Annotated in this window: 17 protein-coding genes and 4 pseudogenes; 10 read left to right on the forward strand and 11 right to left on the reverse strand. The window is 61.2% G+C overall.

Annotated features, from left to right (window positions below; all coding sequences use genetic code 11):
- Nucleotides 1-14: 14 nt before the first annotated feature.
- A complete protein-coding gene (locus AKV04_RS13180; RefSeq protein ID WP_054007167.1) occupies nucleotides 15-776 on the forward strand; it encodes an NAD kinase in 762 nt (253 codons plus the stop codon).
- A 148-nt stretch (nucleotides 777-924) separates the two neighbouring features.
- Here the strand turns inward: AKV04_RS13180 and AKV04_RS13185 are convergent, their stop codons facing one another.
- The 4 genes from AKV04_RS13185 to AKV04_RS13200 form a co-directional block, all read right to left on the reverse strand.
- Nucleotides 925-2,361, reverse strand: a complete 1,437-nt coding sequence (locus tag AKV04_RS13185; RefSeq protein WP_054006884.1) for a sigma-54-dependent transcriptional regulator — start codon at nucleotides 2,359-2,361, stop codon at nucleotides 925-927.
- Nucleotides 2,358-3,878: a response regulator gene (locus AKV04_RS13190; protein ID WP_054006885.1), complete on the reverse strand. Its 1,521-nt coding sequence runs from the start codon at nucleotides 3,876-3,878 to the stop codon at nucleotides 2,358-2,360. The genes AKV04_RS13185 and AKV04_RS13190 overlap by 4 nt, the downstream gene beginning before the upstream one ends.
- A 49-nt stretch (nucleotides 3,879-3,927) precedes the next feature.
- Nucleotides 3,928-5,832, reverse strand: a complete 1,905-nt coding sequence (locus AKV04_RS13195; protein ID WP_054006886.1) for a propionyl-CoA synthetase — start codon at nucleotides 5,830-5,832, stop codon at nucleotides 3,928-3,930.
- Between the two features lie 215 nt (nucleotides 5,833-6,047).
- Nucleotides 6,048-8,327: an NADP-dependent malic enzyme gene (locus tag AKV04_RS13200; RefSeq protein ID WP_054006887.1), complete on the reverse strand. Its 2,280-nt coding sequence runs from the start codon at nucleotides 8,325-8,327 to the stop codon at nucleotides 6,048-6,050.
- Between the two features lie 291 nt (nucleotides 8,328-8,618).
- Here AKV04_RS13200 and AKV04_RS13205 point away from each other — a divergent pair, with 291 nt between their 5' ends.
- From AKV04_RS13205 to AKV04_RS13240, 8 genes and pseudogenes are all read left to right on the forward strand, one after another.
- A complete protein-coding gene (locus AKV04_RS13205) occupies nucleotides 8,619-9,689 on the forward strand; it encodes a cupin domain-containing protein (RefSeq protein WP_054006888.1) in 1,071 nt (356 codons plus the stop codon).
- A gap of 67 nt (nucleotides 9,690-9,756) precedes the next feature.
- Nucleotides 9,757-10,164 carry a cytidine deaminase gene (locus AKV04_RS13210; RefSeq protein ID WP_054006889.1) on the forward strand — a complete coding sequence of 136 codons (408 nt, stop codon included), beginning with the start codon at nucleotides 9,757-9,759 and terminating at the stop codon, nucleotides 10,162-10,164.
- Nucleotides 10,164-11,471 (forward strand): thymidine phosphorylase, encoded by a 1,308-nt coding sequence (locus AKV04_RS13215; RefSeq protein ID WP_054006890.1) that lies wholly within the window; start codon nucleotides 10,164-10,166, stop codon nucleotides 11,469-11,471. The genes AKV04_RS13210 and AKV04_RS13215 overlap by 1 nt, the downstream gene beginning before the upstream one ends.
- Nucleotides 11,472-12,668: a phosphopentomutase gene (locus AKV04_RS13220; RefSeq protein ID WP_054006891.1), complete on the forward strand. Its 1,197-nt coding sequence runs from the start codon at nucleotides 11,472-11,474 to the stop codon at nucleotides 12,666-12,668.
- Nucleotides 12,665-13,657 carry an adenosine deaminase gene (locus tag AKV04_RS13225; RefSeq protein WP_054006892.1) on the forward strand — a complete coding sequence of 331 codons (993 nt, stop codon included), beginning with the start codon at nucleotides 12,665-12,667 and terminating at the stop codon, nucleotides 13,655-13,657. Before AKV04_RS13220 ends, AKV04_RS13225 begins: the two co-directional genes overlap by 4 nt.
- Complete coding sequence (upp, locus tag AKV04_RS13230; RefSeq protein WP_054006893.1) at nucleotides 13,650-14,282, forward strand: uracil phosphoribosyltransferase; 633 nt, start codon at nucleotides 13,650-13,652, stop codon at nucleotides 14,280-14,282. The genes AKV04_RS13225 and upp overlap by 8 nt, the downstream gene beginning before the upstream one ends.
- Nucleotides 14,283-14,348: 66 nt before the next feature.
- Nucleotides 14,349-15,554, forward strand: a complete 1,206-nt coding sequence (locus AKV04_RS13235; protein ID WP_054006894.1) for an SPOR domain-containing protein — start codon at nucleotides 14,349-14,351, stop codon at nucleotides 15,552-15,554.
- Between the two features lie 73 nt (nucleotides 15,555-15,627).
- Nucleotides 15,628-16,518, forward strand: a pseudogene (locus tag AKV04_RS13240) (IS110 family RNA-guided transposase); the annotation flags it as partial.
- On the opposite strand, the gene AKV04_RS27850 reads toward AKV04_RS13240, so the two are convergent.
- The 6 genes and pseudogenes from AKV04_RS27850 to AKV04_RS27865 form a co-directional block, all read right to left on the reverse strand.
- Complete coding sequence (locus tag AKV04_RS27850) at nucleotides 16,470-16,661, reverse strand: transposase domain-containing protein (protein ID WP_407638444.1); 192 nt, start codon at nucleotides 16,659-16,661, stop codon at nucleotides 16,470-16,472. The pseudogene AKV04_RS13240 and the gene AKV04_RS27850 overlap by 49 nt on opposite strands.
- Nucleotides 16,662-16,684: 23 nt before the next feature.
- Nucleotides 16,685-17,583 (reverse strand): annotated as a pseudogene (locus tag AKV04_RS13245) (transposase); the annotation flags it as partial.
- Between the two features lie 54 nt (nucleotides 17,584-17,637).
- Nucleotides 17,638-17,838: an IS66 family insertion sequence element accessory protein TnpB gene (gene tnpB / locus AKV04_RS27855; protein ID WP_407638445.1), complete on the reverse strand. Its 201-nt coding sequence runs from the start codon at nucleotides 17,836-17,838 to the stop codon at nucleotides 17,638-17,640.
- Nucleotides 17,751-17,960: an IS66 family insertion sequence element accessory protein TnpB gene (gene tnpB / locus AKV04_RS27860; RefSeq protein ID WP_407638434.1), complete on the reverse strand. Its 210-nt coding sequence runs from the start codon at nucleotides 17,958-17,960 to the stop codon at nucleotides 17,751-17,753. Before tnpB (AKV04_RS27860) ends, tnpB (AKV04_RS27855) begins: the two co-directional genes overlap by 88 nt.
- Nucleotides 17,961-18,115: 155 nt before the next feature.
- Nucleotides 18,116-18,325 (reverse strand): hypothetical protein, encoded by a 210-nt coding sequence (locus tag AKV04_RS13250; RefSeq protein WP_156317529.1) that lies wholly within the window; start codon nucleotides 18,323-18,325, stop codon nucleotides 18,116-18,118.
- A gap of 6 nt (nucleotides 18,326-18,331) precedes the next feature.
- Nucleotides 18,332-18,445 (reverse strand): annotated as a pseudogene (locus AKV04_RS27865) (transposase); the annotation flags it as partial.
- A gap of 152 nt (nucleotides 18,446-18,597) precedes the next feature.
- On the opposite strand from AKV04_RS27865, the pseudogene AKV04_RS27180 reads away from it, so the two are divergent.
- A pseudogene (locus tag AKV04_RS27180) lies at nucleotides 18,598-18,789 on the forward strand (IS110 family transposase); the annotation flags it as partial.
- A gap of 299 nt (nucleotides 18,790-19,088) precedes the next feature.
- Here AKV04_RS27180 and AKV04_RS13255 read toward each other — a convergent pair.
- Entirely contained in the window at nucleotides 19,089-20,108 is a 1,020-nt protein-coding gene (locus tag AKV04_RS13255; protein ID WP_054006895.1) for a hypothetical protein, read from the reverse strand.
- Between the last annotated feature and the right edge of the window lie 14 nt (nucleotides 20,109-20,122).

Consider the following 20,122-nt stretch of genomic DNA (forward strand, 5'->3'; position numbering starts at 1 on the left):
GGATTCTGCGGGTGGTGTTCAAGAAGATCGCGTTTGTGGCCAGCACGACCCCGGCGGCGCAAGAGGCGCTGGCGGAGCTGGTGGGCCTGCATGGGCAGGTGGCGGTAGAGCTTGCAGATGTTGTGGTGGCTTTGGGGGGGGACGGTTTCATGCTGCAAACCCTGCATGAGACGCAGCCGCTGGGGTTGCCGGTCTATGGGATGAACTGCGGCACAGTGGGGTTTCTGATGAACACCTTCTCGGCCGATCTGCTGCCGAAACGGCTGGCTGTGGCGGAGGAGGCGGTGATCCATCCGCTGGCGATGACGGCGGTTTCCTCGAACGGGGCGATCACGCAGGCTTTGGCGATCAATGAGGTGTCCCTGCTGCGGGCGGGGCCGCAGGCGGCGAAGGTGCGGATCTCGGTCGATGGCAAGGTTCGGCTGGAGGAGTTGGTTTGTGATGGCGTGCTGGTGGCGACGCCTGCGGGGTCCACCGCCTACAATTATTCGGCGCATGGGCCGGTGCTGCCGATCGGGTCGGAGGTGCTGGCTTTGACGCCGATGGCGGCGTTTCGGCCGCGACGCTGGCGGGGGGCTTTGCTTCCCAAGTCTGTGGTGGTGCGGTTTGATATTCTGGAGCCAGAGAAACGTCCAGTGCGGGCAGATGCGGACAGCCGGTCCGTGACGGATGTGGTTTCGTTGGAAATACGGTCGGAACCGTCCATTTGTCACCGGATTTTATTTGATCCGGGGCATGGGTTGGAGGAGCGGTTGATTGTGGAGCAGTTTGCTTGATTTTGGCTTTGTCCACGTGTGGACAGAATTTGATGTAAGGAAAATCAAGGGGTTGCAGGGGTCTGTTCAGGAAGTGTTAATACTTGCCCGCAGCGCAACCGATTTCTGGGGCAGAAATCGTTCCCGATTTTTTGCTTAAAAAATCGCCCTAGCGCTGCGTCCAAGTCTCAATCTTGCGATAGAGCGTGGAGGGCGACAGTTCCAGCACCCTTGCGGCTTTTGGCACCGAGCCGTTGTGTTGGGCCAGCGTGGCTTCGATCACCAGACGCTCGATCTCTGCCAAGGGGCGGCCCAGCAGCGTGTCAAGGCCGGTCGGTTCTGGTTGGCTCGGCGGCTCGCTTGGATGGGCGGGGCGCTGCGCGATCAGCAGATCTTGCGCCTGCTGCAGCAGGCTGGCGGGCAGCATGCCGGAAGTCAGCACACCGCCATCATGCAGCACGGCGACGTTGCGGATCACGTTCAACACTTGCCGCACATTGCCAGGCCATGGCAGGCGGCGGAACAGCGCGCGCACCTCGGGCGACAGGCCGTCAAACTGCTTGCCTTCCTCTTGCGCAAAGCGGGCAAGCGCGGTTTCGGCGATCTCGATCATATCATCGCCGCGCTCACGCAAAGGCGGCATGTGGATCGGCACCACGAACAGGCGGTAAAACAAATCCTCGCGGAACTGGCCGCGCCGCACCGCATCCATCGGATCGCGGTTGGTGGCGCAGACGATGCGGACATTGACCTTCCTTGGCCGGGTCGCCCCCACCGGCACCACGGTGGAGGTTTGCAAAAACCGCAGCAGCTTGGTTTGCAGCGCCGGGGCCATTTCGCAGACTTCATCCAAAAATAGCGTGCCGCCATCCGCAGCCGTCGCCGCCCCCGGTTTGTCGGAAATTGCCCCGGTGAAACTGCCCTTCATATGGCCGAACACTTCGGATTCCAGCAAATCCTGTGGGATCGCGCCGCAGTTCAGCGCGATGAACGGGCCGTTGGCGCGCGGGGAATTGCTATGCACAGCCAAAGCGCACAGCTCTTTGCCGGTGCCGCTTTCGCCGGTGATGAACACCGTGGCCATCGAGCGGGCGACTGAGACGATGGTGGCGTGGATGGCGGCCATCGCCTGCGACGAGCCGATGAAGCCGCTGCCGATCGGGGCTGGCACCGGACTGGCGGCGGCGGGCAACACAGTCAGCGGCGCTGCGGCTTTGGCGCGCGGCTTGGCGGACGCTGTTTTATGGGCATTGGCCACGACATTCAGCAGTCGCGCTTCGTCAAACGGTTTGACCAGAAACTCATGCGCGCCGGCCCGCATCGCTTCGACCGCCTTGTTGATCGAGCCATGCGCCGTCATCACCACGACATGCAGGCCGGGGTGCAGTTGCAGGATTTCGCGCATCAAATCAAGGCCATCGCGGTCGGGGAGCACCAGATCCAGCAAGATCACCTGCGGGGTGGCTTCGTGCAACAACTCTAGCCCTTCGGCGGCCGTGCCGGCCGTCACCACTGCGTAACCGGCTTTGGTCAGTGCTGCGCGGTACAGCAGTTGCAGCGAGGGCGTGTCCTCGATCAGCAGGATAGGGGGCAGAGATGCGGTCACTGCGGCTCCTGCGTGGTGACGGTGGGTGTCAAGTTGAGGGGGCTCACGATCTTCTGGTCGATGAAATGGATCAACATGTCTAATTGTTCAAGGGCTTGCGGCAGCAGAGTGTGGAAGGTGCCGCGATCAGGCACCGGCTGGTGCGCCAAAGTGTTGATCGCCTGCGCCAGCTGATACAGGAAAGTGGCGCCTGCCGTGCCTGCCAGCGCAATCATCACATGGGTTTGACGCCGCACCTCCAACCAGTCGGGACCATGCGCGGCAGCGAGCAGCCCGCGTTCGGCGGTGCGCAGATCTTTTTGCAGATGATCCAGCAGCTCGGCGGCCATTTTTGGCCCGGCCATTTGCAACAACTCCTGAAACTGCCCGGGTTCAACCTGCGGGCCGGCGTGATGGGGGGCTACGTTGCGGCGCAGCACTTGCCCCAGCACTTCGGCGAGGTTCTGGGCATCGAGCACCGGTTTGCACAGCAGGCTATCGGCCCCAGCGGCCAAAATTGCCGCCTTGTTGGCGCGGAGTTGATACGCGGTAATGGCAAGAATCGGTAGCCGGGCCAGCGCGCCGGATTGGCTGCGGATGTGGCGGATCACCTCTAGCCCGCTCATCTGCGGCATTTCGATATCGACCAGAAGGGCATCAAAACGGCCGCGCTTGAGGTGGTCAAGGGCTTGCAGGCCATCGCTTGCCGCCGTGACCTGCGCCCCTTGGCTGGTGAGCAGTTGGGTCAGCAGCAGCCGACCAGTTTCGCTGTCATCGGCGATCAGCAGGTGTCGGTTCAGCAAGAGTGCGGACGTGGCGATTGGAACAGCGGGCGGTACTGCCGCGGGCAGGAGGGGGTGCAGCGGCAACAGCACAACCACTTCGGCCCCGCCGCCTGCATGGTTGGCGGCGCTGATCTGGCCCCCGGCTTGGCCAACGATCTGCCAGATGATGTGCAGCCCCATGCCTGTGCCCGGTATACTGGCGCTCTCATCGCGGTTGTTGCAGGTGTAAAGCCGCGCCAGCGTGGCGGGGGCAAAGCCTTTGCCTTGGTCTTGCACGGTTATGTTCAACTGCTGCGCGGCGGTGATGTGCAATTTGCACGAGATGCAGCCTGTCTCGGCATATTTCAGCGCGTTGTTCAGCAGGTTTGACAGAATCCGCTCCAGAAAAGCCGGGTCCAGCGCCAGCTGTGCGGGCAGGTTCTTGGCCTCAAGCTGAAAGCTGAGACCTTGCTCTTGCGCCCGGGCCGTCCAGCGCAACTTCAGGCTGTGCAGCAGGTGTTCGGTGTGCAAGCGGATCGCGGCGGTTGTCTGATGCAGCGGGGCGTCCTGCAGCAGGACGAGGGCTTGCTCTAACAGCAGGGCGAGGGCTTCGCTGGCGGCACGGGTGCGAGCGATATGGCTGCGCGGTTCTGCAGGCAGCCGTTCAGGGTCGATCAGGCGCAGCCCGCCGATCACCTCGGACAAAGCCGCGCGCAGATCGTGGCCCAACAGGGCAACGGTCTGGGCATCTGGGGGGAGAGGGCTGTTGCGCATAACCCCAAGGTAAGCGCTGCGGCGGCTTTGTCTAGTGTTGGGCTTTGGGTTAGAGCTTTGGTTGGGCCTTGGCGTAGCCGATGGTTTGCAGTGCTGTGCGGATTTCATCCAAGACGGCCGGATCGTCGATTGTGGCGGGCATTTTCCACGGCGCGTTGTCGGCGATCTTGACCATAGTGCCGCGCAGGATCTTGCCGGAGCGGGTTTTCGGCAGGCGGTCGACCACCACCGCGCGTTTGAAATCGGCGACCGGGCCGATTTTGTCGCGCATCAGTTGCACACATTCCTTGACGATCTGCTGCGGGTCACGGGTGCAGCCTTTGTTCAGGCAGAGGAACCCTACCGGGCTTTGGCCTTTCAGATCATCCGCCACGCCGACCACAGCACATTCAGCAACGTCTTTGTGGTTGGCGAGAACCTCCTCCATCGCCCCTGTAGACAGCCGATGTCCTGCGACATTGATCACGTCATCGGTGCGGGCCATGATGTAGAGATAACCTTCGTCATCAACATACCCGGCATCGCCGGTCTCATAATAGCCGGGGAAATGGGTGAGGTAGCTTTTGATGAAGCGATCCTCGGCGTTCCACAGCGTCGGCAGCGTGCCGGGGGGCAGCGGCAGTTTCACCGTGATCGCGCCCAAAGTGCCTGGGGCCACCGGATGGCCACCTTCGTCAAGGATTTGCACGTCATAGCCGGGCATCGCCACGGTGGGCGAGCCGATTTTCACCGGCAAAGCCTCAATCCCCAACGGATTGGCGGCGATGGCATAGCCGGTTTCGGTCTGCCACCAGTGATCAATCACCGGAATGTTCAGATGGGTTTGCGCCCAGTGGATGGTATCAGGGTCGGCGCGTTCTCCGGCCAAGTATAATGCCTTTAGGGCGCTAAGATCATAGCCCGAGGGCAATTCGCCGTCCGGATCTTCGCGCTTGATGGCGCGCAGAGCGGTGGGGGCGGTGAAAAAGGTTTTCACCTTATGCTCGGCAATCACCCGCCAGAACGTGCCCGCATCCGGGGTGCCAACGGGCTTGCCTTCAAACACCACCGTGGTGCAGCCCGCGATCAAGGGCGCGTAGCAGATATAGCTGTGGCCGACGACCCAGCCGACATCGGAGGCCGCCCAGAACACATCGCCCACGCCGCAGTCGTAAATCGCCCGCATCGTCCAGTTCAACGCCACCAGATGGCCCGCCGTGGGGCGCACCACCCCTTTCGGTGCCCCCGTGGTGCCCGAGGTATACAGGATATAGGCCGGATGATCACCCGACACGGCCACACATTCGGCGGGTTCGGTGCCAAATTGAAAGCTGTGCCATGCTACATCGCGACCGGGGATCAGGGCCGCAACCTCTTGCTCGCGTTGCAGGATCACGCAGAAATCGGGTTTGTGGGCGGCCATGTCGATCGCGGCATCCAGCAAGGGTTTGTAGTGGATCACGCGGGACGGCTCGATACCGCAGCTTGCCGCGATGATGGCTTTCGGAGTGCAATCGTCGATCCTGACCGCCAGTTCCGTCGCCGCAAAGCCGCCGAACACCACGGAGTGTATCGCCCCCAGCCGCGCACAGGCCAGCATCGCCTCAAGGGCTTCGGGAACCATCGGCATGTAGATGATGACGCGGTCGCCTTTTTCCACCCCCTTGGCGCGCAACGCCCCGGCGAGCGAGGCGACGCGGCTTTGCAACTCGGCATAGGTGATCGCGTGTTTGGTGCGGGTGACCGGGCTGTCATGGATGATCGCCAGTTGATCGCCGCGCCCGGCCAGAACGTGACGGTCGACGGCGTTCCAGCAGGTGTTAACGGTGGCGTCGGTGAACCATTCATACAAGGGCGCGCGGCTGGCATCCAAGGCTTTGGACGGCGGTTTCACCCAATCAATCTTGGACGCGGCTTCCATCCAGAACGCTTCCGGGTTGGCCTGCCAGCCTGCATAGATTTCACGGTATACCATTGTATGCCTCCTCCAAAGCTGCGGCTGTCTTAGGCAAGCCCGCTTGAGTCGCGCAAGGATCGCGACAGGGGTGCGACACTAAGTTTGCATATATTGCGTAGAGATGGGCGCAAAGTTTTGCAAACTGCCTGCAAATATACGATGTTTGCGTGCAAACCTACGTGGTTTGCAAACCCGACGGGTCGGGTTTGCGAAGTTTGTCTGGGTGAGATATTTTACCCGTAATGCGCGACCGGCGTACCCGCGATGGCCGTCATGTTCAACAATCCCCGCGCGGTGATCGAGGGGGTGGCGATATGGGCGCGGTTTCCCATGCCCATCAGGATCGGGCCAACTTCAAGGCCCCCGGCCTTGAGTTTCAACATGTTACGCGCGGTGCTGGCAGCGTCGGAATAGGCGAAGACCAGCACGTTGGCAGGGCCTTGCATCCTTGATCCGGGGAAGATGCGGGCGCGGAGTTCGGGATCAAGCGCCGCATCGGCGTTCATCTCGCCTTCATAAATGAAGTCGACTTCGCGGGCGTCGAGGATTTCCAGGGCCGCGCGCGTCCGGCGACCGGAATCGCTGTCAAGGTTACCAAAGCTGGAATGACTGCACAGAGCCACCTTCGGCTGCACGCCAAAACGCTTGGCGTGGCGGACCGCACCGATCACGGTATCGGCGATTTGCTCAGGCGTCGGCACGGCGTTGACCTGCGTGTCGGCGATGAACAGCGGGCCGTCTTCAAGGATCATCAGCGACAACGCGCCGCGGGGGTGCAGGCCGTCACGCGCAAGGATCTGGCGGACATAGCCCAGATGCCACAGATATTGCCCGAAGGTGCCGCAGATCATGCTCTCGGCATCGCCGCGATGCACCGCGATGCCCGCGATGGCGGTGGTGTTGGTGCGCATCACGGCACGCGCAATATCTGGGGTGACGCCTTGGCGGGCCATCAACTCGTGGTAGGAACCCCAGTAGTCGCGATAGCGGTGGTCGCTTTCGGGGTTGATGATTTCAAAGTCTTTATCCGGCCGGATCGGTAACCCAGCACGTTCGCAGCGGGTGGCGATGACCTCTGGGCGGCCGATCAGAATCGGCTTGTCGGTCATTTCCTCCAGCATGGCGTTGGCGGCGCGCAGTACGCGTTCATCTTCGCCCTCGGCAAAAATGATGCGGCGGCTGACGGTGGCGGCGGCCTCAAACACCGGGCGCATGATCAGCGCCGATTTGAACACCGAGCCGTTCAGCTTCTCGCGATAGGCGTCCAGATCGTGGATCGGCCGTGTGGCGACGCCGGTTTCCATCGCGGCCTTGGCAACGGCGCTGGCGACAACGCCGATCAGGCGGGGATCGAACGGTTTCGGGATCAGGTAATCCGCACCAAAGGTCAGCTTTTCGCTGGAGTAAGCGGCGGCGGCTTCGGCAGAGGTTGTGGCGCGGGCGAGGGCTGCGATACCGTCGATACAGGCCAGTTGCATCTGGTCATTGATCACAGTGGCACCGACGTCTAATGCGCCGCGGAAGATGAAGGGAAAGCACAGTACATTATTGACTTGATTGGGGAAATCGCTGCGCCCGGTGGCCATGATCGCATCAGGCGCCACGGCGCGAACGGCATCGGGCATGATCTCGGGGTTCGGGTTGGCGAGAGCAAAGATGATCGGGCGCGGGGCCATTTTCGCCACCATTTCGGCAGTCAAAACGCCGGGACCGGAGAGACCGAGGAACAGATCGGCATCCTTAATCACATCGGCCAAAGTGGCGGCGGTGGTGCCCTGAGCGTAGGCGGCCTTCTGCTCGGTCATCTGCTCGTTGCGGTCTTTGTAGACGAGGCCCGCAAGGTCGCACAGCCAGACGTTTTCGCGTTTGACGCCGAGTTTCAGCAACATGTTCAGGCAAGCGATTCCCGCAGCGCCGCCGCCGGTGGAAACCACCTTGATATCGGCGAAAGATTTGCCCGCGACATGCAGCGCGTTGGTGGCAGCGGCCCCGACCACGATGGCGGTGCCGTGTTGATCATCGTGGAAGACCGGGATTTTCATCCGCTCGCGGCACAGTTGTTCAACGATGAAACAATCCGGGGCCTTGATGTCTTCCAGATTGATCGCACCAAAGGTCGGTTCCAGCGCACAGACGATATCGGCGAGTTTATAGGGGTCAGGCTCGTTCAACTCGATATCGAAACAGTCGATATTGGCGAATTTCTTGAACAGAACCGCCTTGCCTTCCATCACGGGCTTCGAGGCCAAAGCCCCAATGTTTCCAAGGCCCAAGACGGCGGTACCGTTGGTGACAACCGCCACCAGGTTGCCGCGCGCGGTGTAGCGGCTCGCGGTGGCGGGATCGGCTTTGATCTCAAGGCAAGCCTCTGCCACACCGGGGGAATAGGCGAGCGAGAGATCGCGGCCATTGGCCAGTGGCTTGGTCGCGCGGATTTCCAGCTTTCCCGGCTTGGGGAATTCGTGGTAATCCAGCGCCGCTTGCCGTGCGTTATCTTGCCGTGCTTCTTCCATCCGAACCTCCCGCAGATTTATAGTTTACCCTTAAACCAGTTTATATCGCGCGCCAACTGTGGCTTTTCCACACTGTGTTTTAGCGCCTTTTTGTGAACGGTGCGCATGCTTTTGGTTTGAGTATGCGCTGGTAGACTTAAAGCAAAGCAAGCCCGTCGCAAAGTCAAAGCGGTTTGGTGATAGCTCGCATCACAAGAAATCGCTTGAAATAGAAACTTTAAGTTTGAAATATAGCGCCAAATGTACGGCTAAATACGGGCCGAACAAGTTTGGGCCCAAAGGGAAAAGCTGATGTCTGATATTCGCGCCGAAATCGTGCTGCCGACCCGCGACTTGCGCAAGGATTTGCCGTTCTTTACCAAGACTTTGGGGATGCGGATGGATATGATCTATCCGGCGGACAACCCAGCCGTTGCGGTGATCTCGGGGCATGGGCTGCGGCTGCGGTTGGATGCCGAAAGCAAGTCCGCCCCCGGTTTGCTGCGGATTTTGACCGATGAGCCGATTGCCGATGGCGCGAAGGCTTTGACCTCGCCGGGCGGCACGCAGGTTGAGATTGACGAGTTGAACCCGCCGCTGGTGTTGCCGAAAACCGAACATGCGTTTGTGGTGCGCAGGCTTGCCGATCAAGCGCCTTGGGTGATCGGGCGGGCCGGGATGGAATACCGCGATCTGATCCCGACGCGGTTGGGCGGCGCGATGATCGCCAGCCACATCCGGGTGCCGGATGGGCCGGTGCCGGATATGGTGCATTTCCATAAGGTCGGGTTTCAGCTGATCTTCTGCGTCGCGGGTTGGGTCGATGTTCTCTATGAAGATCAAGGCGATATCATGCGGATCGAAGCGGGTGATTGCTTTATCCAGCCGCCGACCATCCGCCATAAAGTGCTGCATTCCGAAGGCGTTCAGGTGGTGGAAATCGGCGTTCCTGCCGAGCATGTTACCGAGATTGACCACGTTATGACCCTACCAAATGGCACCATTAACCGCGAACGGGAATGGGACGGCCAGCGCTTTGTGCATAACATCGGCAGCACTGGGGCCTTTGCGCCGTTCCGAATTCCGGGGTTTGAGGCGCGCGATACCACCATTCACGCCAACACCAAGCGGGTGGCGTCGGTGATGGTGGCGCGGCCAAATGGGGTGGCACCTTGGACCAAACATCAGGGCGATATTCTGTTCAGCTTCGTGATGACGGGCGAGATGGTGCTGGAGGGCGAGGGCAAAGACCCCTTCCGTCTGGCCCCCGGCGATGCCTTCGTGATCCCGCCGGGGATGGCGACGCGGTATTCCGAATGTTCATCGGATTTGCAGCTTTTGGAAGTCTCGCTGCCGGGAAATCCGCCGACGCAGGTTCTGTAGCGCACTTGCACTTTACCCTGAAGCGGCTCACACTTCTGGACCATATGGTCAGGAAGTGGAGCCGCTGATGTCGTTGTTGAGTGCTGCAACCGAGGTGCGGCTGCGCGCCTATGCGCCCTATTCGCGGTTCAAGGTGGGGGCGGCGATCCTGTCGGTTGAGGGCAATCTGCACGTCGGCTGCAACGTCGAAAACGTGGCCTACCCGGAAGGCACCTGCGCCGAAGCCGGGGCGATTGCGGCGATGATAGCGGGCGGTGACACAAGGATTGCCGAGATTGCAGTGATCGCCGATAGCCCCGAGCCGGTGCCCTGCTGTGGTGGCTGCCGTCAGAAAATCGCCGAGTTTGCGGGTCAAGACGTGCGGGTAACCCTTTATACCACCGATGGAAAATCGAAAGTGCTGACGGTGGCGGAACTGTTGCCGGGGGTGTTTACCTTAGCCCATATGGACGCCACACCTAAGGTTGGGGTGTGATGGACGCCCGCGCCATTATCGTCAGCCTGCGCGATGGTGTGGTGCCCTCGGCTGCCGAATTGCAATGGTTCGCGCAGGGGTTGGCGACGGGTGCCGTGACGGATGCACAGGCCGGGGCGTTTGCGATGGCGGTGCTGCTGAAAGGCCTCGGCGAGCAGGGGCGTGTGGCGCTGACACGCGCGATGCGGGACTCGGGCCATGTGCTGGAATGGGACATGCCGGGGCCGGTGTTGGACAAACACTCCACCGGCGGGATTGGCGATTGTGTGTCGCTGATGCTGGCACCTGCGCTGGCGGCCTGCGGCGCCTATGTGCCGATGATTTCGGGCAGAGGATTGGGGCATACTGGCGGCACTTTGGATAAGCTGGAGTCTATTCCGGGGTTCAAAACCGGGCTGACCGAAGACCAGTTGCGGCGGCAGTTGAAGGATATTCGCTGTGCCATCGTCTCGGCGAGCGCTGAAATTGCGCCTGCGGATCGGCGTTTGTATGCGGTGCGCGATGTGACGGGGACGGTGGAATCGGTGGACCTGATCACTGCCTCCATCTTGTCGAAAAAGCTGGCGGCGGGGCTGGAAGCGCTTGTTCTGGATGTGAAATGCGGCTCTGGCGCGTTTATGAAAACGCTGGAGGAGGCCGAGGCTTTGGCGCGGGCCTTGGTGCATACAGCACAAGGGGCGGGGTGTATGACTTCTGCGCTGATCACAGATATGAGCCAGCCTTTGGCCACCGCTGCGGGCAATGCGCTGGAGGTGATCGAGGTGATGGAGACGCTGACGGGCACCTCTGTCAATGCGGCTTTGTGGGATATCACCATGGCGCTGGGGGGGGAGGCTTTGGCTTTGGGCGGCTTGGCTGCGGACCCTGCGGATGGCGCGGGGCGGATAGAGCAGGCGTTGGAATCCGGGGCTGCGGCGGAATGGTTTGGCCGGATGGTCGCGGCGCAAGGCGGGCCTTTGGATTTTGTCGAACGCTGGCCGGACCGCCTGCCTGCGGCGACGGTGATCCGAGAGGTGCCCAGCCTGCGGCAAGGCTTTGTCACCGCGATTGACGGGCAGGGATTGGGCCTTGCGGTGGTCGGCCTTGGTGGTGGTCGGCAGCGCGAGGGTGACAAGTTGAACCTGTCGGTCGGGCTGTCGGATCTGGCCGGGATTGGCGAGGATATCGGCGCGGGCGATCCCTTGTGCATGGTGCATGCGGCGACCGAAGCGGCGGCGGAAGAAGCAATTCTGCGGGTGCAGGCGGCCTATGCGATGGGGGCGGTGGCCCCGCCAGACCCGGATTTGATCATCAAAAGGATCACTTAGATGACGCGCGCGTTTCTGATCGTGATGGATTCGGTGGGCTGCGGTGGTGCGCCGGATGCGGCGGATTTCGGCGATGCCGGGGCGAATACGCTGGGGCATATTGCGCAGGCCTGTGCTGCGGGGCGGGCAGATGTCGGGCATTTGGGGCCGTTGCGGATGCCGCATTTGGATCGGTTGGGGTTGGGGGCGGCGATTGAACTGGCTTCGGGGCTGAAGGCTCCGGGGTTAGGGTCCGCGCCTGTTGGGCGCTGGGGGGCTGCGACAGAAGTGTCGCGCGGCAAGGATACGCCCTCGGGGCATTGGGAATTGGCGGGGGTGCCGGTGCCCTGGGATTGGACGTATTTTCCCGATACGGTTCCGTCATTCCCTGCGGATTTGGTGGCGCTGGTATGTAAGTTGGCGGGAACGCAGGGGATTTTGGGCAATTGCCATGCCTCGGGCGTGCCGATCATCGAGCAGCATTGCGCCGAGCATCTGCGCACTGGTTGGCCGATTTGCTATACTTCGGCGGATTCGGTATTCCAGATCGCGGCGCATGAGGAGGCGTTTGGCTTGGAGCGGCTGTTGAAGCTGTGTCAGGATCTGGCACCGTATCTGCACGCGATGAAGGTGGGCCGGGTGATCGCGCGGCCGTTTACCGGGGTGCCGGGGGCGTTCAAACGGACTGCTAATCGGCACGATTACGCGATGGACCCGCCGGGGCCGACCCTGCTGGAATGGGTGCAAAGCGCGGGGCGGGCGACCCATGCGATTGGCAAGATTGGCGATATTTTCTCGATGAAAGGCATTGGCAAGCTGTGGAAGGGCAAGAGTGACCTTGACCTTTTTGGGTATTTGGATGGCTTGGTGGACGGTGCAGAGGACGGTTCCTTGACCTTTGCGAACTTTGTCGAATTTGACACGCTGTATGGCCATCCCCGCGATGTGGCGGGATATGCTCGCGCGCTCGAATGGTTTGACGGGCGGGTGGGGGCTTTGCTGACGCGGCTGCGCCCCGGTGATCTGGCGATATTCACCGCTGATCATGGCAATGATCCGACTTGGACGGGGACGGAACATACCCGGGAACGGGTGCCTGTGGTCTGTGCCGGGATAGGTTCGGGCAGCTTGGGGCTGCGAGCGTTTGCGGATGTGGGGGCCTCGGTGGCGGCGCATTTGGGGGTGACGGCGCAGCGGCCGGGGAGGAGTTTTCTTTGACGATCAACAGCTTGCCGAAGGTGGAATTGCATCTGCATCTGGAAGGCGCAGCGCCACCTGCGTTCATCAAGGGCCTTGCGAAAGAGAAGAACATCGACATCGCCGGGATTTTCAACGAGGACGGCAGCTATCGCTTTACCGATTTCTGGAACTTTCTGAAGGTCTATGAGGCGGCGTGTGAGCCGTTGAAGGGGCCGCAGGATTTTTATCGGTTGACCCTCGCGGTGCTTGAAGAAAGCGCAGCAAGTGGCGTAGTTTACAGCGAAACTTTTCTTTCGCCAGATTTTTGCGGCGGGCGCGATCTGGGTGCATGGAAGGAATATCTGCACGCGATCACGGAGGCTGCCGCCAAAGCCGAGAAGGATTTCGGCATTACGCTGCGCGGCATCGTCACGCCGATCAGGCATTTTGGACCGGAAAAGGCGCGGGAAACCGCCCGCTGTGCGGCGGAGACCGCGGGCCACTTCATCACCGGTTTTGGTATTGGTGGCGATGAAAAATCCGGTGAATTGAAGGATTTTCTGTGGTCGTTCGATGCGGCGCGCGAGGCGGGATTGCGGATCACCGCCCACGCCGGCGAGTGGAAAGGCCCCGATGAGGTGCGCGCGGCGATGAATGATCTGGGCGCGGAGCGCATTGGTCATGGAGTGCGCGCGATTGAGGATATGGCACTGGTTGAGGAAATCGCCGAGCGTGGCGTGGTGCTGGAGCTTTGTCCGGGCTCGAATGTTGCCCTCGCCATCTACCCCAGTTTCCGCAAGCATCCGATTGGTGAGATGTTTGATCGCGGCGTCAAGGTGACGATCAACACCGACGATCCGCCGTTTTTCCACACCACGATGGCGCGCGAATACGAGATGTTGAATCAAGCGTTTGATTGGGACGAGGGGGTTTTTGCCAAGATCGCCCGCACCGCGCTTGACGCGGCGTTTTGTGACGCCGATACCAAAACCCGCATTCTGAAAATTCTGGAGCAGGCCAATGGCTGAACATCTGACCGTCGTTTCTCACCCATTGGTGCAGCATAAGCTGACGCTTATGCGCGAAAAAGACACCTCGACCGCGTCTTTCCGCAAGCTTTTGCGCGAGATCAGCCTGCTGCTCGCCTACGAGGTGACGCGCGAATTGCCGATGACCACCAAGCACATCGAGACGCCGATTGAGCCGATGGACGCGCCGACGATTGACGGCAAGAAACTGGCGTTGATCTCGATCCTGCGGGCGGGCAATGGGCTGCTGGATGGCATCTTGGAATTGATCCCGGCGGCCCGGGTCGGGTTTATCGGATTGTACCGCGACCCGGAAACGCTGCAGCCGGTGCAATACTACTGCAAACTGCCCGATCATCTGGAGGAGCGGGTGTCGATCGTGGTTGATCCGATGCTGGCGACGGGGAATTCCTCGGTCGCGGCGATTACGCTTTTGAAACAATCGGGTGCGAAGAATATTCGGTTTTTGTGCCTGCTTGCCGCCCCCGAGGGCATTGCCCGGATGAAAGAAGCCCATCCCGATGTGCAGATCGTCACAGCAGCAGTAGACAGACAGCTGAATGACCACGGATATATTGTCCCAGGGCTAGGGGATGCGGGCGACCGGATGTTTGGCACTAAATAAAGCTTAGCCCCTTTACTCGGAAACAATCCTGACGCATTCTTTCCCCAAAACTACTTGGGGGTAGTCATGCTATTGAAGATTGTATCGGTCGCGGTGTTTGCGGCTGGGATGGGTCCGATTGTGGCCTCTGCGCAGACAGTGGCGCAGATTGGCCAACCTGCTGAACGCCCGCCGGCCAGTTTTAAGGGCGCGCAATACGTTGACAGCCGGGGCTGCGTTTTCATGAACGCAAGCTACGCGGGTGCTGCGCAATGGGTGGCGCGGGTGAACCGCAAGCACAAGGTTCTGTGTGGCTATCCGCCGACATTTGGCGCCCGCCCCGCGATTGAAGTCGCCGAAGATGTGGCCCCGGTTAAGGCGGCCCCAGTGGTGGTGGCTGCGGCCCCCGTGGTGGTGAAGCCCGCGAAAGCCAATGCGCCGATGGCGACGGTGGCCAGTGCGATGATGCCCGAAGCTGTGATGGTTGCACCCGTGCCGCAGGTGCGGGTCGAACATCCGACCGCAGGTCTGGTGGCGAGTTTGCCGACCCCGGCGCAGGCTTATGAGCGGGCGGCGAGTGTTGGCCCGGCTGCGGGCAAGATCGGCTGCTATACCTCGGCTCCGGTGGCGGAAGTGGTGCGGTTGCGCAATGGCGGCACGGCGGTGGTCTGCACGCGCGGCGACGGCACGCTGACCGGCTGGCGGTCGCCGATCTATCCACGTGGCGCGGGTGTCGGTGCGGCGCTGAGCGCGCCTGTGCAGGTGGCACGGGCGGACAATCCGGGCGTCGGACGGGTGGCGGCTGCCCCCGTATATGCCTCGGCTGCGGTGCCGAATGTGGTGGTGCCGAAGGGCTACAAAGTCGCATGGACCGATGGCCGCTTGAACCCGCTGCGCGGCGTTGGCACGGCAGAGGGGCAGGCGGCGCAGGATCAGTTGTGGACGCAGAAGGTTCCGGCGCAGCTGATCACTGATGTGCAGAAGGCCAAGACCCGCAAGCACAAGCCAGTGGCTTCGGTGACGGTGTCGTCCTCGGGTCAGGCCGAGGTTGCGCCGAAAGCCGTGCGTGGCGGGGCTTGGGTGCAGATCGGCACCTTTGGCGTGGCCGCCAATGCGGCGGGGGCTGCAGCGCAGTTGCAGGCTTTGGGTCTGCCGGTGGCAAAGTCGAAGCTGCAGCGTGGCGGCAAGGATTTGCAGATCGTAATGGCGGGGCCGTTTGGCTCGGGCGCTGATGCGCAAGCGGCGTTGCGGATTGCGCGTGGCGCCGGGTTTGGCGACGCCTATATCCGCTAATGGGATGTGTCGGCTGCTTCCCCCGTTGGGTTATCCTGAAAAGGGATCAACCGTGCAACGAGGAGAAGTGGCCGTGTGTGCAAAGAAGACAGAAAGCCTTGATGAGCTTGCCGTGGTCGGTGTCGACCTTGGGAAGGATACGTTTCACTTGGTCGGGTTTGATCGCGTCGGCCAATTGGTCATGCGTAAGCAGATCAAGCGGTTGGCATTGCAATCGACATTCGAGCAGCTCCCGCGGTGCATCGTGGGGATGGAGGCCTGCCTCAGCGCCCATTTCGTCAGCCGGACGCTGCGCGGCATGGGTTTCGAGCCGCGGATCATCCCGGCAATTTACGTGAAGCCCTTCAACAAGGGCTAGAAGAATGACTACAATGACGCCGAGGCAATCGCTGAGGCGGTGCTGCGACCTAGCCTGCGGACCGTTTCGGAGAAAGATCAGGATCAGCTCGATCTTCAGGCATTGCATCGGGTCCGGGCGCGGCTGGTTGCGCGGCGCACGGCGAGCATCAACCAAATCCGGACCTTTTTGATCGAACAGGGCATCACTGTGCGCTCGGGTCTGCGGGCGTTGAAGAATTCGTTTGAGGCGATCCTCGAACAGCGGCGGGGCGAGATCTCGCCCCGGATGCGCGGCATTCTGATCGGGCTTTACGGCGACTGGCTTTGGCTGGACAAACGGATTGAGGACGTCTCGGGCGAGATCGAGGAGATCAGCCGCACGGAAGAGAACTGCGCCAACATCATGACCATTCCCGAGATCGCTCCGATGATCTCGACGGCAATGGTCGCGGCAGTTGGCAAGGGGGAGGCTTTCGACCGAGGCCGGGACTTTGCGGCGTGGGTCGGTTTGGTGCCGACCCAATACAGCACGGGCGGGAGAACGATCCTCGGGCGGATCACCAAACGGGGCAGCCGCTATCTTCGCATGCTATTCGTCCAGGCGGCGAAGGTGATCTGTAAGCGGTGCGCCGATGACACCTTTGCGGCGTAATTCCACGGCAGCAGGTCTGCGATCTGGCTTTGTTTATGCGCATTGACGATAGCCTGAAGGGTTTGCGTGAGATACGCGTGCGGTTCGATTGCGTTGAGTTTGCAGGTCTCGACCAAGGACGCAATGGTGGCCCAGTTCTCGGCGCATAGGTGAAGGCCACACCGGGCGGGGCGGCCCCACCCCTGGGGCGATCATCGCGGGCCAATGCCCAAAAAAATCCGGTCTTGGTCTTGCCCGCCTTCGGATCGAGAACCGGAGCCCGGGTTTCATCTGTTACCCGGCAGGCGATTGTAAAACAATCAGCCGAGAGGGCATGAACAGCTTGGTGGATCGCTTCAGATCGGCGATCAATGCGGTAAACACCGGCTTCAGTTCATAGGCGGCCTTGCCGACCCATGCCGCGAGTGTGGAACGGTCCAGATCAATTCCCTGTCGGCTGTAAATCTGCGCCTGCCGGTAAAGTGGTAAATGGTCGGCGTATTTGGAGACCAGAACATCGGCAACGGTTGCCTCGGTCGGCATGCCGCGGGGGATCAGCCGCGCTGGTGCAGGTGCTTGCACCACACCGTTTGAGCAGGACCGGCAGCCATACTTCGGGCGGTGGGTGACAATGACGCGGAACTGGGCCGGGATCACGTCGCGGCGTTCCGAGACGTCTTCACCGATCTGATGCAGATCACCCCCACAGCCGCAGACCGATACCTTTGGCTCGATAAGCTCTTCGACGCGCAATAGATGCTTGGGCAAGGAACCACGATTGGCGTTCCGGGGCTTGGCTGAGCGTGTCTTGGCCGGATCAACCGCCTCATCTTCAGCATGGATAGCGGCAATCGCGGTCTCGATATCCTCCAAGGCAAGTTCGAACTGATCGGGATCGATCTTCTCGGATTTGCGCCCGAACATCGCCTGTTTGAAGGCTGCAACCAGCACTTCCAGCCGATCAATCCGTTCTTGCTTGCGCTGATCTCGGGCCTCGGCGGCGGCCAACATCGCCTTCAAGGTGTCCAGATCATTAGGGAAATCGGCGGCGTTCAACATGGCCATTCTCTCTCAAAACCCACCCCCGGCCGCCTGCCAAAACCACCCCCCGAGTCATCTTGCCGCAGCTATTCCACTGCCATCGGGGGTACGCACTTCTGCTGCCCGAACCCGTCGCCAATCCAACCCCGAGAACAGGGCCTCAAACTGCGCATGGCCAAGGCCTATCACCCCGTCCTTGATCGCTGGCCAGGTGAATGTGTGTTCCTCCAGCCGCTTGTAGGCCATCCATTGCCCAGCAGGCGACGCATGCATCGCCGAGAGGGACCAAACCCGGTGCCGTCCCAATAAAGCAGCTTCAATCGATCCGCCCTGCGGGACCGGAATACAAACCCGGTGCCCCTCTCGGTGAATGCGATGCATTCACCTGCCGGCAATGGCTGAACGGATCTTTGTGCAACGCGTTCTTCACCAAAGCTGCCAACCCGTCATGGCCTTTGCGGAAATCGATCCACTGCCCGGCAGTGCATGCGTGCATGCGCGAGAGGGGGCTTGGTCGCCACCATGATCCGCACCCGGTTCGATGGAAAGATCATCCTGCGGCATTCAATGCGCGAACAATCTCTGCGATCCGCGCCGCAGGGGTGGCGGCATCCAACCGAAGCGTCACCTCGCCCCGGATCACGTCCAAAACATCCGCAAAAGGTGCCGGTTCTGCAACGGGGTCTTGGTGCACAAAGATCGGCGCAAACCCAAAATCCTCAGCAACTGCAGGCAAGACCAATCTGCCGGTTCGTGCCATGCGCCGTCATTCCGACACATGGTTCGGCCGCATATCATACCGCCGGGCAACCGCATGGACCGTCGCACCCTCCACCAACGTCTCCGCCACAATCTGAGCCTTCAGAGCCTCCGGCCAATGCCGTTCCCTTTGGGTCCGACAATCAGATCAATCTGACTGAGAATCTCCACTGAGCGCCCCATGGAGAACCTCCAATCCAAATACACGGCACGGGCTGAATCTCAGATCACGAACAGATGCGGAAGCTGGGGTTGGAGCACCGCTTACCAAAGGTGATCATGATGCGTCAGAACAGGTGATCTGCCTTCAGCTTCGGCCCCTGGCTGGCCGAAGCGGTGAAGCGCATGCCGCGCAACAAGGCAGCCGTTGTGCTGGCCAACAAACTTGCCCGAACTGCGTGGAGCGTTCTGCGACACGGGACCCGGTTCGACGCCCCAAGAGATATGGCCATGGAAACCATCTGACGCTTTCCACGGTCAAAAGGAGTTCGCGACAGAGAGGACAGCATGGAACGGAGAAAATACGCCCCCAGAGTCTGACGGCGCTTATGGTCAGCAAAGACCTTGCCGCTAATGAGACCACGGCGCGTGCATAACCCCATCAAGGCCACGACCCGCGAGCCGATCAACAGGCCGGATACATATCAGCGATTTCCGAAGTCGTGCCAAATTCTCAATTGCGAACAGCAGCCGACACATACATATGGGCCGGGAGTGATTGCGAAGCCCCTCGGTTTGCGCCGGGGGGCTTTGCTATTTCCGGCTCAGCCGTTGCAGATCGCTTGCAGGTCTTGCCAGTGTTGGGTGGTCAGAACCTCGGGCTCGCTGCCGTTCTGGAACGGGTCGGCCTCGATCAGCGGCAGGGTGGTTTCGCCGGATTTATCCAAGGCATAGGCATAGGGTTGGGCTGTGACTTTCGCCGCAGTGAACGCGGCGAGCAGGGCCTCATCCGATAGTGTGATGGCGGGCGGGCTGAGCAGGCTTTGGCCGTAGCCAACAAGCGCATCGGACGCAATCGCGCCGCTGGCGAGCAGACGTATGGTGGCCATCAGTCCAGCCTTTTCCAGCAGTGGCTGCATTGGGTCTTTCAGCGCGGCTTGCCCGGTGGTGGCAAGGATATAGCCTGCGATGATATCCGGGCCCTCGGCGCTTTGCAGCAGCTTCAACGGCAGGATCAGCAGATCGCCGGGTAGTGCCAGCGGGGCTTGCAGCGCGTCGCGCACCACCAGCACATGCGGCGGATGGATGGGGTTCAGCCGCAGGCCCAAAGCCACTGAGGCCGCAGTGCCAGCCTTGCCGGTGCAGGGCGATCCGGTCAGTTTGGTCAGATCTTGCAGCGCCAGTTTGCCCAAATCGCTGCGGGTGGCGGGCGGCAGCATGGCGGCGGTGTAGTCAATCAGCTTGCCCGGCAGCCAGAACACCGCAAGCGATCCGATCACAGCACCAAAGCCGCCCAACAGCACACCGCGTAGGCGGCCCGGTTTGGGGCGGCGGCGCTCTAATGCAGTGCGGACGGTGTCCAGCGCTGCCATCATATCGCGGTCGTCGACCTCTAGGGTTTCGGGGTCATCCTGACCGGGGCTATACAAAGCGGGCAGTTTGCCGGGGTTCAACCGGGTCAGCGCGGGCAGAGACCACTGCGCCAAGGCCATCTCGGTCTTGGGATCTGACAGCACGATGGTAGCTTCGCGTAAACCTACGACAACCTCGCGCAGTTGCGCCGAGGGGGATTCGCGCCACAGCCCCGGGCTTTCCAGCCGCAGGTATTTGCGAAGTGCTGTCATTGCGCGGAAGTGTC

This window comes from Cypionkella psychrotolerans, assembly GCF_001294535.1.
Classification (GTDB): Bacteria; Pseudomonadota; Alphaproteobacteria; order Rhodobacterales; family Rhodobacteraceae; genus Cypionkella; species Cypionkella psychrotolerans.

Excerpts from the sequence above, each read along its gene's own strand:
- AKV04_RS13190 (WP_054006885.1), bottom strand. The coding sequence starts at position 3,878 with ATGCGCAACAGCCCTCTCCCCCCAGATGCCCAGACCGTTGCCCTGTTG.
- AKV04_RS13195 (WP_054006886.1), bottom strand. The coding sequence starts at position 5,832 with ATGGTATACCGTGAAATCTATGCAGGCTGGCAGGCCAACCCGGAAGCG.
- AKV04_RS13200 (WP_054006887.1), bottom strand. The coding sequence starts at position 8,327 with ATGGAAGAAGCACGGCAAGATAACGCACGGCAAGCGGCGCTGGATTAC.
- AKV04_RS13205 (WP_054006888.1), top strand. The coding sequence starts at position 8,619 with ATGTCTGATATTCGCGCCGAAATCGTGCTGCCGACCCGCGACTTGCGC.
- AKV04_RS13210 (WP_054006889.1), top strand. The coding sequence starts at position 9,757 with ATGTCGTTGTTGAGTGCTGCAACCGAGGTGCGGCTGCGCGCCTATGCG.
- AKV04_RS13215 (WP_054006890.1), top strand. The coding sequence starts at position 10,164 with ATGGACGCCCGCGCCATTATCGTCAGCCTGCGCGATGGTGTGGTGCCC.
- AKV04_RS13220 (WP_054006891.1), top strand. The coding sequence starts at position 11,472 with ATGACGCGCGCGTTTCTGATCGTGATGGATTCGGTGGGCTGCGGTGGT.
- upp (WP_054006893.1), top strand. The coding sequence starts at position 13,650 with ATGGCTGAACATCTGACCGTCGTTTCTCACCCATTGGTGCAGCATAAG.
- AKV04_RS13235 (WP_054006894.1), top strand. The coding sequence starts at position 14,349 with ATGCTATTGAAGATTGTATCGGTCGCGGTGTTTGCGGCTGGGATGGGT.
- tnpB (WP_407638445.1), bottom strand. The coding sequence starts at position 17,838 with ATGCATGCGTCGCCTGCTGGGCAATGGATGGCCTACAAGCGGCTGGAG.
- AKV04_RS13250 (WP_156317529.1), bottom strand. The coding sequence starts at position 18,325 with ATGGCACGAACCGGCAGATTGGTCTTGCCTGCAGTTGCTGAGGATTTT.
- AKV04_RS13255 (WP_054006895.1), bottom strand. The coding sequence starts at position 20,108 with ATGACAGCACTTCGCAAATACCTGCGGCTGGAAAGCCCGGGGCTGTGG.